Annotated in this window: 15 protein-coding genes; 4 read left to right on the plus strand and 11 right to left on the minus strand. The window is 74.2% G+C overall.

The features are described 5' to 3' along the window. Window positions 1–143: 143 nt before the first annotated feature. The gene (locus tag AB8Z36_RS15275; protein WP_369213838.1) at window positions 144–1019 is read right to left on the minus strand and encodes a polysaccharide deacetylase family protein; all 876 of its coding nucleotides are present in this window, start codon (window positions 1017–1019) and stop codon (window positions 144–146) included. A gap of 134 nt (window positions 1020–1153) precedes the next feature. Here AB8Z36_RS15275 and AB8Z36_RS15280 point away from each other — a divergent pair, with 134 nt between their 5' ends. Next, window positions 1154–2398 (plus strand): THUMP-like domain-containing protein, encoded by a 1245-nt coding sequence (locus AB8Z36_RS15280; RefSeq protein WP_369213839.1) that lies wholly within the window; start codon window positions 1154–1156, stop codon window positions 2396–2398. Here AB8Z36_RS15280 and AB8Z36_RS15285 read toward each other — a convergent pair whose 3' ends face one another. Further along, a complete protein-coding gene (locus tag AB8Z36_RS15285) occupies window positions 2399–3673 on the minus strand; it encodes an RNA polymerase sigma factor (protein ID WP_369213840.1) in 1275 nt (424 codons plus the stop codon). Between the two features lie 94 nt (window positions 3674–3767). After that, the gene (locus AB8Z36_RS15290) at window positions 3768–4124 is read right to left on the minus strand and encodes a YciI family protein (protein WP_369213841.1); all 357 of its coding nucleotides are present in this window, start codon (window positions 4122–4124) and stop codon (window positions 3768–3770) included. Between the two features lie 147 nt (window positions 4125–4271). Here AB8Z36_RS15290 and AB8Z36_RS15295 point away from each other — a divergent pair, with 147 nt between their 5' ends. Then, window positions 4272–4892, plus strand: coding sequence for a class I SAM-dependent methyltransferase (locus tag AB8Z36_RS15295; protein WP_369213842.1), 621 nt, complete (start codon window positions 4272–4274; stop codon window positions 4890–4892). A 4-nt stretch (window positions 4893–4896) separates the two neighbouring features. On the opposite strand, the gene AB8Z36_RS15300 is transcribed toward AB8Z36_RS15295, so the two are convergent. The 4 genes from AB8Z36_RS15300 to tsaB are packed head-to-tail and all read right to left on the minus strand — an operon-like array spanning window position 4897 to window position 7427. Next, window positions 4897–5148: a hypothetical protein gene (locus AB8Z36_RS15300; protein ID WP_369213843.1), complete on the minus strand. Its 252-nt coding sequence runs from the start codon at window positions 5146–5148 to the stop codon at window positions 4897–4899. Continuing rightward, a complete protein-coding gene (tsaD, locus tag AB8Z36_RS15305) occupies window positions 5145–6263 on the minus strand; it encodes a tRNA (adenosine(37)-N6)-threonylcarbamoyltransferase complex transferase subunit TsaD (protein ID WP_369213844.1) in 1119 nt (372 codons plus the stop codon). The genes AB8Z36_RS15300 and tsaD overlap by 4 nt, the downstream gene beginning before the upstream one ends. After that, window positions 6256–6738, minus strand: coding sequence for a ribosomal protein S18-alanine N-acetyltransferase (gene rimI / locus AB8Z36_RS15310; RefSeq protein WP_369213852.1), 483 nt, complete (start codon window positions 6736–6738; stop codon window positions 6256–6258). Before rimI ends, tsaD begins: the two co-directional genes overlap by 8 nt. Before the next feature lie 32 nt (window positions 6739–6770). Next, complete coding sequence (gene tsaB / locus AB8Z36_RS15315; RefSeq protein ID WP_369213845.1) at window positions 6771–7427, minus strand: tRNA (adenosine(37)-N6)-threonylcarbamoyltransferase complex dimerization subunit type 1 TsaB; 657 nt, start codon at window positions 7425–7427, stop codon at window positions 6771–6773. Between the two features lie 112 nt (window positions 7428–7539). Here tsaB and AB8Z36_RS15320 point away from each other — a divergent pair, with 112 nt between their 5' ends. Then, window positions 7540–8091 (plus strand): hypothetical protein, encoded by a 552-nt coding sequence (locus AB8Z36_RS15320; protein WP_369213846.1) that lies wholly within the window; start codon window positions 7540–7542, stop codon window positions 8089–8091. On the opposite strand, the gene AB8Z36_RS15325 is transcribed toward AB8Z36_RS15320, so the two are convergent. The 4 genes from AB8Z36_RS15325 to alr all read right to left on the minus strand — a co-directional run bounded on the left by AB8Z36_RS15325 (window position 8075) and on the right by alr (window position 11409). Then, entirely contained in the window at window positions 8075–8266 is a 192-nt protein-coding gene (locus AB8Z36_RS15325) for a hypothetical protein (protein WP_369213847.1), read from the minus strand. The genes AB8Z36_RS15320 and AB8Z36_RS15325 overlap by 17 nt on opposite strands. A 137-nt stretch (window positions 8267–8403) precedes the next feature. Continuing rightward, entirely contained in the window at window positions 8404–8916 is a 513-nt protein-coding gene (gene tsaE / locus AB8Z36_RS15330) for a tRNA (adenosine(37)-N6)-threonylcarbamoyltransferase complex ATPase subunit type 1 TsaE (protein WP_369213848.1), read from the minus strand. Window positions 8917–8958: 42 nt separating this feature from the next. Then, window positions 8959–10215 carry an alpha/beta fold hydrolase gene (locus tag AB8Z36_RS15335; protein ID WP_369213849.1) on the minus strand — a complete coding sequence of 419 codons (1257 nt, stop codon included), beginning with the start codon at window positions 10213–10215 and terminating at the stop codon, window positions 8959–8961. 9 nt (window positions 10216–10224) lie between these two features. Beyond that, window positions 10225–11409 carry an alanine racemase gene (gene alr, locus AB8Z36_RS15340; RefSeq protein ID WP_369213850.1) on the minus strand — a complete coding sequence of 395 codons (1185 nt, stop codon included), beginning with the start codon at window positions 11407–11409 and terminating at the stop codon, window positions 10225–10227. Between the two features lie 96 nt (window positions 11410–11505). Between alr and AB8Z36_RS15345 the strand changes: the two genes are divergently transcribed. Beyond that, on the plus strand, window positions 11506–12345 hold an 840-nt coding region (locus AB8Z36_RS15345; RefSeq protein ID WP_369213851.1), incomplete at its 3' end, for an NAD(P)H-hydrate epimerase.

The raw sequence follows: 12345 nt of genomic DNA on the forward strand, positions 1-12345 counted from the left end.
CCTCGGCACCTTCTCCGCCGCCTTGCGCCCCAGGCGTTCGATGGGGTCCACCGATTCCGCGCAGGCCGTGAGGAGGGTGGGCGCGAGCACGGTGCTCAGGAGGGCTCCGGCGAGGAGACGGCGGCGTGCCCGCGCCCGGGGGTTCACAGGTAGTCCTCCAGTCTGGCCACCGCGTAGCCCTTGTCCGTGACCGTTTTCATGACTTTACGAACCATGTCCGGCATTGTGCCCTTCCAGTCCTCGCGCCCCCGGAAGTGCGTGAGGATGATGTCGCCGGGGTGCAGGTCCCGGTCCCACTCGCGCCACTCCATGTGGTCGGCGAAGGCCTCGGAGGCCCAGAGCGGCACCGCCTTGATGCCGCAGGACCTGGCCGCGCGGAGCGTGTCGCGGTTGTAGTTGCCGTAGGGCGGGCGGAAGAGTTCGGGGCGCTTCCCGTACCGCTTCTCGATGGTGTCCTGCATGCCGCAGATCTCGTGGCGCTGGGTCTCGTAGGAGAGCGCGGGCAGGTAGCGGTGGTTCAGGGTGTGGTTGTTCAGGGCGACCCCGTGACCCTGCATCCTCTTGAAGTACCCGTAGTCCTTCTTGACCAGGTAGTCGCTGAGGAAGGCCGTGTAGGGGATCTTCAGGTCGTCCATCATCCGCAGCAGCGCCGGGTCCTTCTCGTCGCCGTCGTCGATGGTCAGGAAGACGACCTTCTGCTTGGTCGGGACCGTGGTGAAGACCGGCGGCAGCTCGGACTGGCCCTTGACCTCGAAGCCCTCGCGGGTGGTGATGTGCGGCTTCTTCGCGGGCGGCGCGGGCGCCTTCAGCGGGGCGTCGGCCAGACCCCAGCGCTTGGCGGCGGCGGCCCGGGCCGCCTGGGCGCTGTCGAGCCGGTGGGCGTAGAGGTCGAGGGCGTCGGCGGGCGGGGCCTCCAGCGCCTGACGGCCGCCGGCGCCCTGCGCGCCCTCCCGGCCGTCCCCGGAGGCGCACCCCGAGGCGATGGCCGCGGCGGTGAGGACGGCCAGCGCGGCGCGCATCTGGTTCTTCCGTCTTACGGCGGAATCTTCCTTTTGTCGTACTAGTTGCATGGCGCCGGATCCTCGCAGCTCAACGCCGTGCGGCGGGGCCGACACCGCCGCCGCAGCCCGCACCGTCCACCGACTGGCCCACAATGGGGCAGGTGAACGACCCGAACACGCCGCGCGCCCACGACGCCGACCCGGGCGGGCCCCTCGCCGCCTTCGCCGCCCTCCTCACCGAAGAGGGCGGGGCCCTGCTCGACGAGGTGCGGGACGTCGACCCCGCCCGGGAACTCGCCGCGGCCACCCGGCTGCGCCGCGACCACCCGGCCGCCCTGGTCTCCGCCGCGCTGGCCCAGGCCCGGCTGCGGCAGCGCGCCGCGGCGAAGTTCGACGCCGGGGACGCGGCCCGGATGTTCTTCACCCCGAACGGCTTCGAGCAGTCCACCCGCGCCTCCGTCGCCGCCCACCGCGCCGCGCGCTTCGAGGCGCTCGGCGTCCGTTCGCTCGCCGATCTGTGCTGCGGCATCGGCGGCGACGCCATCGCCCTGGCACGGGCCGGGATCTCCGTGCTCGCCGTCGACCGTGACCCCCTGACCTGCGCGGTCGCCCGCGCCAACGCCGAGGCGCTGGGGCTCGCCGAGCTGATCGAGGTGCGCGAGGCCGATGTCACCGAGGTCGACACCTCCGCCTACGACGCGGTGTTCGTGGACCCGGCACGCCGGGGCGGACGCGGCCGGATCTTCGACCCCGAGGCCTACTCGCCGCCCCTGTCCTGGGCCGTCGAAGCGGCCCGCAAGGCCCCGCGCGCCGCGCTGAAGATCGCCCCCGGCATCCCTCACGAGGCGGTCCCCGGCGAGGCCGCCGCCGAGTGGATCTCCGACCGCGGCGACGTGAAGGAGGCGGTGCTGTGGTTCGGCGACGACGTGACGCCGGGGGCGGTGCGGGCCACGCTGCTGCCCTCCGGGGCCCGTCTCCAGGCCGCGCCCGCCGCCATGCTGCCCGACCCGGACGTCCGGCCCGTGGGGCGCTACCTCTACGAGCCCGACGGCGCCGTCATCCGCGCCCATCTGGTCGCCGAGGTGGCCAGGGAGGTCGCGGGCGGGCTCATCGACGAGACCATCGCGTACGTCACCTCCGACGAGCTCCGCGACACCGCCTACGCCACCTCGTACGAGATCACCGACCAGCTGCCCTTCAACGTGAAGAAGCTGAAGGCGCTGCTGCGGGAGCGCGGGGTCGGCATTCTGACCGTGAAGAAGCGCGGCTCGGCGGTGGAGCCCGAGGAGCTGCGGCGCAAGGTGAAACCGCAGGGCAGGAACGCGGCGACGGTCTTCCTCACGCGCGTGGCGGGCGCCCCGGCCATGCTGATCGGCCACCCGGCCGCCGCGGGCTGATCAGGAGGGGCCGCACCGCTCGGCGCGCGCCAGGAGCAGGTGCCGTTCGCGTGCGTTGCGGGTGAGCGCGGCCGCCCGCTCGAACTCCGCGCGGGCGTCCGCCGTCCGCCCGAGCCGTGCCAGGAGGTCGCCGCGCACGCTGGGCAGCAGGTGGTAGTCGCGCAGGGCGGGTTCGGCGGCGAGCGCGTCGACCAGGGCCAGGCCCTCGGCGGGGCCCTCCGCCATCGAGACGGCGACGGCCCGGTTCAGCTCGGCGACCGGGGACGGGGCGCGGGCGGCGAGCAGGCCGTAGAGGGCGGCGATCCGCGCCCAGTCGGTCTCCTCGTAGGTGTGCGCGTGGGCGTGGCAGGCGGCGATGGCGCCCTGGAGGGCGTACGGGCCGAGCGGCTGTCCCGCGGCCGCGGACTGGGCGCGGGCCAGGGCGGCGAAGCCGCGGCGGACCAGCATCTGGTTCCAGCGGGCCCGGCTCTGGTCCTTCAGGAGCACCGGTTCGCCCAGGGGCCCGGTGCGCGCGCCCGTGCGGGATGCCTGGAGTTCGAGCAGCGCGGCCAGGCCGTGCACCTCGGACTCCTTCGGCATGAGCCCGGCGAGGACCCGGGCGAGCCGCAGGGCGTCCTCGCAGAGGGCGGGACGCAGCCAGTCGTCGCCCGCCGTGGCCGCGTACCCCTCGTTGAAGATCAGGTAGATGACTTCGAGGACCGAGCCGAGGCGGGCCTCGCGGTCGGGCCCGCGGGGGACCTCGAAGGCGACGGCCCGCGCGGCGAGGGTCCGTTTGGCGCGTACGATCCGCTGCGCCACCGTCGGCTCCGGGGCGAGCACCGCACGGGCGATCTCCGCGGTGGTCAGACCGCCGAGCAGGCGCAGCGTGAGCGCCACGCGGGCCTCGGCGGAGAGCACCGGGTGGCAGGCCGTGAAGACCAGACGGAGCAGGTCGTCGTCGATGTCGTCGGGGTCGGCGGGCTCGTCGGCGCCGGGCGGGGCGGTCTCCAGGTCGCGGCCCATCAGCGCCAGCTTCTCGGCGTAGCGCTCGCGGCGGCGCACCAGGTCGACGGCGCGGCGCCGTGCGGTGGTCATGAGCCAGGCGCCCGGGTTGTCGGGGACGCCTTGTGCGGGCCACTGTTCGAGGGCGGCCACGAGGGCGTCCTGCGCCAGTTCCTCGGCGATGCCGACGTCTCGTACGATCCGCGCGACGCCCGCGATGACGCGGGGCGACTCCATGCGGAAGACGGTCTCGATGACGTGGCGGGGATGCTCCGGCGAAGGGCTCACGGCCATCCATCAGAGCACCCCGGCGCGACCACCGCAAAGCCCCGCCCGGCACGCGTGACCACGGCAAAGCACCGCCCGACGCGACGCCGGGCCGGGCCCGTCAGGGCTCTTCGATCTCCCGCACCTCGGCGGTGATCGTCCAGTACTCCTCGTGCGTCCTGAGGAACCGCTTCGTCCACTCGACAGCCTCGGCCCTGTCCTTGGCCTGCACGATCGAGTAGCCGCCGATGACCTCCTTGGTCTCGGTGAACGGGCCGTCGGTGACGGTCAGCTCGCCCTGGTCCCACGTCACCCGGGTGCCCTCGGTGACCGGCTTGAGGCCCGCGGTGTCGAGCATGACCCCAGCCTTGGTGATCTCTTCGAGCAGCGCCCCCATGCGCTCCTGGAGCTCGGGGCTCGGGCCGCCCTCGGGCGCGGTCTTCTCGTCGACGCGGATCATCGTCAGAAAGCGCGGCATGGTGCTCTCCCAGCGGGTGGCGGCGGGGCCTCTCCCCGCCTCTCATCCCTTGCGTCGAACGGGGAACGCCGGGATCGACACCACCGCGAAGATTTCTTCCGGGAATTTCCGCGCGGCGCCCGCGCGGCCCGTGCCAGGCTCCCCCGCATGCCCTTCGACCACAACGACCACTACCACCGGCTGCTCCTGCGGAAGCTGCCGCCGCACGGCCGTACCGCCCTGGACGTCGGCTGCGGCACGGGCCGCTTCGCCCGGCTGCTCGCGGCGCGCGGGTACGAGGTCGACGCGCTCGACCCGTCGGCGGAGGTCATCGCCGAGGCGCGGGGGTACGGGGGCGACGGCGGCAACCCCCGCTTCCGCCGCGCCGACGTGACCCGGGAGGAGCTGCCCGACGGCGGCTACGACGTCATCACCTGCCTGGCGAGCCTGCACCACATGCCGTTCGCCACGGTGACCCGGCTGCGCGCCGCCCTCGCCCCGGGCGGCGCCCTGCTCGTCCTCGGCTGCTACTCCGGGACGACGTGGTGGGACCCCGTGGCGTCCCCCGTCAACGCCGTGGCCAGGATGGCGGTGTACGCGGACGAGCGGCTGCGCGGTGAGCGGAGGCCGCCGCTCAAGCCGCCCGTCGCGGAGCCGGACATGACGCTCCCCGAGATCCGCGCGGCGGCGGCCCGGCTGCTGCCCGGCTGCGGCGTGCGGCAGCTGCTGTTCTGGCGGTACCTGCTGACGTACCGGAAGGACCGGACGTACCGGTCCGGGAGCGGCTGACGCGTCAGTCGGCCGACTCGAACCGCCAGCGGTGCACCGCGCGCGTCACCAGGTCCGGCGCGGGCTCCGGCAGCTCGGGCAGGTCGGCGTCGGGGGCGGCGTCCCACCAGGTGATGACGAGCACCCGGTCCCCATGCGCACGGAAGTGCTCACGGCGGACCGGCGCACCGGCCAGCTCCCGCGTCCTGACCCACGCGAGCAGCTCCTCGCCCCGTCCCTCGGCGGCACGGGCCTCCCACATCAGCGCGACGGTCACGGGTACAGGTTCTCCTTGCTGACCTCGTGCACATGGTCGTGGTCATGGCCGTGGCCGTGCGTGTGCCCCGGCACGTGCGGTTCCGTGACCGGGAGCGAGGAGTCCGCCGACAGGTCGAGGGACGAGGCCGCGCGGTCGCGCGCCACCATCTCCGCGCCGAGGGCGGCGACCATCGCGCCGTTGTCCGTGCACAGCTTGGGGCGCGGCACGCGCAGCCGGATGCCCGCTTTCTCGCACCGCTCCTGGGCGAGTGCGCGCAGCCGCGAGTTGGCGGCCACGCCACCTCCGATCATCAGGTGGTCGACGCCCTCGTCCTTGCAGGCGCGGACCGCCTTGCGGGTCAGTACGTCGACGACCGCCTCCTGGAAGGACGCCGACACGTCCCGCACCGGCACCTCCTCGCCCGCGGCCCGCTTCGCCTCGATCCAGCGGGCGACGGACGTCTTGAGCCCCGAGAAGGAGAAGTCGTACGGGGCGTCGCGCGGCCCGGTGAGCCCGCGCGGGAAGGCGATGGCCTCCGGGTCGCCCTCCCGGGCGTACCGGTCGATGACGGGGCCGCCGGGGAAGCCGAGGTTCAGGACCCTGGCGATCTTGTCGAAGGCCTCGCCCGCCGCGTCGTCGATGGTCGAGCCGAGCGGCCGCACGTCGGAGGTGATGTCGGTGGAGAGCAGCAGCGAGGAGTGGCCGCCGGAGACCAGGAGCGCCATGGTCGGCTCGGGCAGCGGGCCGTGCTCCAGCTGGTCCACGCAGATGTGCGAGGCGAGGTGGTTCACGCCGTAGAGCGGCTTGCCGAGTGCGTAGGCGTACGCCTTGGCGGCCGAGACGCCGACGAGGAGCGCCCCCGCGAGGCCGGGGCCCGCGGTGACCGCGATGCCGTCGAGGTCCCTCGCGCTGACCCCGGCGTCCTTCAGGGCGCGCTGGATGGTCGGCACCATGGCCTCCAGGTGCGCGCGCGAGGCGACCTCGGGCACGACGCCGCCGAAGCGGGCGTGCTCGTCCACGCTGGAGGCGACGGCGTCGGCGAGCAGGGTGGTGCCGCGGACGATGCCGACGCCGGTCTCGTCGCAGGAGGTCTCGATGCCGAGGACGAGGGGTTCGTCGCGCGTGCTAGCCATGGATGTCGGTTCCTTGTACGCCGGTCGTGGTGGTGGAGGGGTCGGTGCGGCGCATCACCAGGGCGTCCACATTGCCGGGCTGGTAGTAGCCGCGCCGGAAGCCGATGGGCTCGAAGCCGAAGCGTTCGTAGAGCTTCTGGGCCCGGGTGTTGTCGACCCGGACCTCCAGCATCACCTCGGGGCACTCGAACGCGGTGGCGGCCTGGAGCAGGTCGGTGAGGAGGCGGGCGCCGAGGCCGGTGCCCCAGTGGTCGCGGGCGACGGCGATCGTCTGGACGTCGGCGAGGTCCCCGGAGGCGGCGAGCCCCGCGTAGCCGACGAGGCGGTCGCCGTCCACCGCGACCACGTAGCGGCGGGTGGCCTGCGGTCCGCGGGCGTGGGCGAGCTCGGACCAGAACATCCCGCGCGACCAGGCGTCGTCCGGGAACAGCTCCTTCTCCAGGGCGAACACCGGGTCGATGTCCCACCAGCGCATCTCGCGCAGCGCGGCTGCGGCGGTCACCTCGGTCACTTCGGGGTGACCACCTTGTAGTTCTTCGGCACCTGCGCGTCGGGGCGGCGCAGATACAGCGGCCGGGGTTCGAGCAGCTCCTCGCCCGCCGCGAGACGCTCGGCGGCCAGGGAGGCGAGGGCGGCCGCCGACACGTGCTCGGGGCCGCGGGCGTCGGGGAAGGTGCCGGGGTAGAGCAGGGCGCCCGCGCCGACCGCGGGCAGCCCCTCGACCTCGGCGGCGATGTCCGCGGGGCGGTCGACCGCGGCGTCACCCACGCGGGTGCGCGCGTCCTCGTAGCGCGCCCAGTACACCTCCTTGCGGCGGGCGTCGGTGGCCACCACGAAGGGGCCGCTTTCGACGCCGGAGGCGTAGGCGAGGCCGTCCAGGGTGCAGACGCCGTGCACCGGGACGCCGAGCGCGAGGCCGAAGGTGTCGGCGGTCATCAGGCCGACGCGCAGGCCGGTGTAGGGGCCGGGGCCCACGCCGACGACGACGCCGGTCACGGCGTCCAGGCCGAGCCCGGCGTCGGCGAGCACCCGGTCGACTGCCGGAAGCAGCAGTTCTCCGTGGCGGCGGGCGTCGACCTGGCTCGACTCCGAGACGACTCGGGAGCCGTCGTGCAGGGCGACGGTGACGGCGGGCGTTGCGGTATCCAGAGCGAGCAAGAGCACGCGAACAGCCTACGGCTCCGGCGCCCGCCGCACGGCCGCACCGGCATGTGCGGCCCCTGCTGCTACCGTCACCACGTAGCCGTACGCAGTACGAAAAGGTGGGTGGCGCAAGGTGTCCAGGAGCAGCGCGGGATTCGTGGCCGGGCTCACCGCCGCCGCGCTCGCCGCGGTCGGTTTCCTCGCCTATCAGGCCTCGGCCAGCGCGCCCGACAGCCTGGCCAAACGCCCCGACAAGTCGCCCGCCGCCTCCGCCTCGCGCTCCCCGAAGGAGAAGGCGGACCCGACGGCGGTGCCGGGGCGGTCCGGCACGGGTGAGCGGGTCGTGTACTCCCTTGACGCCGACCGCGTCTGGCTGGTCGAGGCCTCCGGCAAGGTGCGGAACACCTTCAAGGTGACGCCGGGCTCGGTCGACCCGGCGCCCGGCACCTACGCGGTCAGCTCGCGCTCCGGCTCGGTCACCGGCACGGACGGCGTGGCCATCGAGCACGTCGTGCGGTTCACCAACAGGGACGGTGTCGCGATCGGCTTCAGCGCGGCCGTGGACGGCTCCACGCCGAAGCCGGACCCGTCGAAGAAGACCGGCGGCATCCGTCAGTCGCGGGAGAACGGCACCGCGATGTGGGAGTTCGCCGGGGTCACCAAGAAGGTCATCGTCGTTCCGTAGTCCCGTCCCCGGCGGCAGTGGGGTCCTCGGGCGGTGTGGACACCGCGCTGGCCGCCGCGCACGAGGCCAGCAGGGCGCTCATGGACAGCGGCCCGGCGCCGGACGGCACCGGCAGCCCGTGCGGCCGGGGGTGCGCGTGCGGCCTGGGCTCCGCGTCACGTTCTGAAGCCGACATGGATGCCTCCTGGGGGCTTCGGGCAGACGTGGTTAGGTAGACCTAACCAGTTCCGTCACCCATGTGACCACGCCGAACCCGCCCAACGCAACAGTTCCCGACGCCTTGTCGGAACGTTGGGGTGAACGTACGAGTGGCTACGCGGAGAGGGCCGCCAGGTCCGCCTCGGTCCAGCGGGCGCCGAGGCCCGTGAGCGTCACCTCGCGGACCTCGTCCGTCGTGTCGCCCACCGCGCGGTCGATGATCACGTGCAGCCGGTCGTCCGAGAGCTCCTCGACCTTGCCGTCGCCCCACTCCACGACGATCACCGAGTCGGGGAGCGACACGTCGAGGTCCAGGTCCTCCATCTCGTCGAGACCGCCGCCCAGGCGGTACGCGTCGACGTGCACCAGCGCGGGACCCGCGCCGAGCGGCGGGTGGACGCGGGCGATGACGAAGGTCGGCGAGGTGACGGCGCCGCGCACGCCGAGGCCCTCACCGAGGCCGCGGGTCAGCGTCGTCTTGCCCGCGCCGAGCTCGCCGGTCAGCATGACGAGGTCGCCGGGGCGCAGCAGTTTGGCCAGGCGGCGGCCCAATTCGCCCATCTGTTCCGGGGAGTTGACGGTGAGCGCGGCGATGTTCGCGGGGGCCTGGTGGTGCGGTGCTTCCATGACGACCACGTTAGCCGCTGGAGGACCTCCGGCTCGGCCGTCTCACCGGTCTGAGGTACCGGTGCCGGTGCCGGTACCGGTGTCGGCCGCCGCCCGCACCGCGCCCGCCCTGACGAGCAGTTCCGCGAGCCGGTCCGTGACCACGTCGGGGTGCTCCAGCATGACGAGGTGCCCGGCGTCCGGCACGAGGACCAGCTCGGCGTCGGGAAGCAGCGCGGCGATCGCCTCGCTGTGCTCGCTGGGCGTGACCATGTCCCCGGCCCCGGCGAGCACGAGCACCGGCAGCTCGGCGAAGTGCTTGAGCGCCTCCGCCTTGTCGTGCTCGGCGAAGGCCGGATAGAACTCCGCGACCACGTCGATCGGCGTCGACTCGATCATCCGCTCCGCGAACCGCGCGATCCCGGGGTCCACGTCCCTGCGCGAGAACGAGTACCGCTTGATGACGCCCGCGAAGAGGTCCGCGGTGGCCCGCCGCCCCCGCTCGACGAGCTCGGCCTGCGAGCCGAGGGTCCGCAGCAGTCCCGGCAGGACCCGCCGCACCGCGTTCATCCCGGCCATCGGAAGGCCGAAGTTCACCTCACCGAGCTGCCCCGATGACGTACCCACAAGGGCTACCCCCGCCACGCGCTCCCGGATGAGCTCGGGGAACTGGTCGGCGAGGGCCATGGTCGTCATGCCGCCCATGGAGTGCCCGACGAGGACGAGCGGCCCCTCGGGCGCCGCCGCGTCGATGACGGCCTTCAGATCGCGCCCCAGCTGGTCGATGGAGACCGGGACCGCGCGCTCGGTCTGGTCGACGCCACGCCCGGAGCGGGCATGGCTGCGCTGGTCCCAGTAGACCGCGCGGACCGCGCCGCGCAGGGCGGCGCGCTGGAAGTGCCAGGAGTCCTGGCTCAGGCAGTAGCCGTGGCTGAAGACGACGGTGACCGGCGCCGGGGCCTTGCGTCCTCGCCCGAAGAGGCGGCGCGCCCGCGCGCCCCGGCCCGCGCTCTCGGCCCCGCTCTCGCCCGGTTCGGCGCTCTCCACCTCGTAGAACAGCTCCGTGCCGTCGTCCGCGTACGCCGTGCCGGGCATGCCGCGCAGCGAGCCGTACGGTCCCGCCGCGTCGAGCGCGAGCCGCGCCTTCTTGCGCATGCCCCGGCCGACGGTGAGCCGCTCTATGGCGACGCCCGCCGCCGCGCCCGCGGCGATGACACCTATCGCGGCGCCCGCGACCCCGGCCCGCCGCCAGTTCCCCGCCGCGGCGGCGGCCTCCGTCACCGCGTCCGCCGCGGCAGCCCCCGTGCTGCTCTCGCTCACGTGCCGCTCCTAGTCAGTGATCGGACCGCTCGTGGACATCTCTCCCTGCCACGGCCGCTCATTCACATGGACCCGCGGCACGCGGGAACCGATGCGGGTGACGATCTCGTACGCGATGGTGCCCGCCGCCTGTGCCCAGTCCTCGGCGGTCGGCTCCCCGCGGTCCCCGGGGCCGAACAGCAGCGCCTGGGAGCCGACCGCGGGCKCGTCGCCGCCGAGGTCCACCACGAACTGGTCCATGGCGACCCGGCCCGCGACCGTCCGCAGCTTGCCGTCGATGAGGACGGGGGCGGTGCCGGACGCGTGACGCGGGATGCCGTCGCCGTACCCGGCGGGGACGAGGCCGAGGGTCGTCTCGCCCGGGGTGACGTAGTGATGCCCGTAACTGACGCCGAGACCCGCGGGCACGTGCTTCACCAGGGCGAGCGAGGCGCTGAGGGTCATCACGGGCCGCAGCCCGAAATCGGCGGAGGTGCCCAGCTCGGGGCTGGGCGAGATGCCGTACATCGCGACGCCCGCCCGCACGAGGTCGAAGTGGGATTCCGGGATCGTCAGCGTCGCCGGGGAGTTGGCGATGTGCCGCACCTCCGGGCGCACGCCCTGGCCCTCGGCATATGCCAGCATCTCGCGGAAGACCGTGAGCTGCGCGGCGATCGAGGGGTGTCCCGGCTCGTCGGCGCAGGCGAAGTGCGACCAGAGGCCGGTGACCCGGACGAGCCCGTCGGCCTCGGCGCGCAGGGCCGCCGCCACCAGCTCGGGCCAGTCGGCGGGCGCGCAGCCATTGCGCCCGAGGCCGGTGTCGGCCTTCAGCTGGACACGGGCCGCGCGCCCCGCCCCGCGCGCGGCGGCCGTCACCTCGCGCAGCGCCCACAGCCCGCTCACCGACATGTCCAGACCGGCCTCGACGCCCTCGCGCCAGGGCCCGCCCGGTGTCCAGAGCCAGCACATCAGACGCCCCGGAAGACCGGCGGCACGCAGCGCGAGGGCCTCCTCCGGGGTCGCGGTCCCGAGCCAGGTGGCGCCCGCCTGGAGCGCGGCCCTGGCACAGGGCACCATCCCGTGGCCGTACGCGTCGGCCTTGACCACGGCCATGAACGCGGCACCCGGCGCGTGGGCGCGCAGCGAGCGCACGTTGGCGCGGAGGGCGCCGAGATCGATCTCGGCGCGGACGCGGAGGGGAGCTGTCTCGTTCATCGCGCACAAGTGTCTCAGAGCGCGCCGACAGCCCGGCTACCGCCGCCGGTTCGCCCCTCCGCCGCGAACCGGCGGAAAACGGGGAAGACTGGCGGCATGCGAAGTGCCTATGACGTGGAAACGGTACGGACGGCGGAGCGCGCGGCCATGGCCCGGGGGCCGGAAGGCGCCCTGATGCAGCGCGCGGCGGCCGCCCTCGCCGCCGAGTGCGCCCGTCTCCTCGGCCGGGTGTACGGCAGCCGGGTCACCCTCCTGGTGGGCAGCGGCGACAACGGCGGCGACGCCCTGTACGCCGGGGCCAGGCTCGCCCGTCGCGGGGCGGGGGTCAGCGCGGTGCTCCTGGCGTCGGACCGTACCCACCCCGGCGGGCTCGCCGCGCTGCTGGCCGCCGGGGGCCGCGTGGTGGACGCCGAGGGGGTCCGCGCGGAGGAGGCCGTGGCCGGGGCCCGCCTGGTGGTCGACGGGATCGTGGGCATCGGAGGGCGCGGCGGGCTCCGCGAGCGCGCGGCCCGCCTGGTCGCGGCGGCGCGTGAGGCCACGGTCGTCGCCGTCGACCTGCCGAGCGGCGTGGCCGCCGACACCGGCGAGGTGCCCGGCGAGGCGGTGCGCGCGGATGTGACGGTGACCTTCGGGACGTACAAGCCGGGGCTCCTCGTCGACCCGGGCCGCGAGTACGCCGGAGCCGTCCGCCTCGTGGACATCGGCCTTGAGCTGCCGCCCGGGGAGCGGGCCCTCGAAGCCCTCCAGTACGCCGACGTGGCCCGGCTGCTGCCCGTGCCGGGCGGCGAGAGCGACAAGTACCGCCGCGGCGTCGTGGGCGTCGTCGCCGGTTCGGCGCGCTACCCCGGGGCCGCCGTGCTCTGCGTCGCCGGTGCCCTGCACGGCGGCGCCGGTGCCGTCCGGTACGCGGGCCCCGCCGCCGACGCCGTCATCGCC

Source organism: Streptomyces flavofungini (genome assembly GCF_041028215.1).
GTDB classification, from domain to species: Bacteria; Actinomycetota; Actinomycetes; order Streptomycetales; family Streptomycetaceae; genus Streptomyces; species Streptomyces flavofungini_B.

What these genes read in the sequence shown, in the direction of transcription:
- AB8Z36_RS15275 (WP_369213838.1), bottom strand. Translation starts at nt 1,019, where the DNA reads ATGCGCGCCGCGCTGGCCGTCCTCACCGCCGCGGCCATCGCCTCGGGG.
- AB8Z36_RS15280 (WP_369213839.1), top strand. Translation starts at nt 1,154, where the DNA reads ATGGGGCAGGTGAACGACCCGAACACGCCGCGCGCCCACGACGCCGAC.
- AB8Z36_RS15285 (WP_369213840.1), bottom strand. Translation starts at nt 3,673, where the DNA reads ATGGCCGTGAGCCCTTCGCCGGAGCATCCCCGCCACGTCATCGAGACC.
- AB8Z36_RS15290 (WP_369213841.1), bottom strand. Translation starts at nt 4,124, where the DNA reads ATGCCGCGCTTTCTGACGATGATCCGCGTCGACGAGAAGACCGCGCCC.
- AB8Z36_RS15295 (WP_369213842.1), top strand. Translation starts at nt 4,272, where the DNA reads ATGCCCTTCGACCACAACGACCACTACCACCGGCTGCTCCTGCGGAAG.
- tsaD (WP_369213844.1), bottom strand. Translation starts at nt 6,263, where the DNA reads ATGGCTAGCACGCGCGACGAACCCCTCGTCCTCGGCATCGAGACCTCC.
- rimI (WP_369213852.1), bottom strand. Translation starts at nt 6,738, where the DNA reads ATGCGCTGGTGGGACATCGACCCGGTGTTCGCCCTGGAGAAGGAGCTG.
- AB8Z36_RS15325 (WP_369213847.1), bottom strand. Translation starts at nt 8,266, where the DNA reads ATGTCGGCTTCAGAACGTGACGCGGAGCCCAGGCCGCACGCGCACCCC.
- tsaE (WP_369213848.1), bottom strand. Translation starts at nt 8,916, where the DNA reads ATGGAAGCACCGCACCACCAGGCCCCCGCGAACATCGCCGCGCTCACC.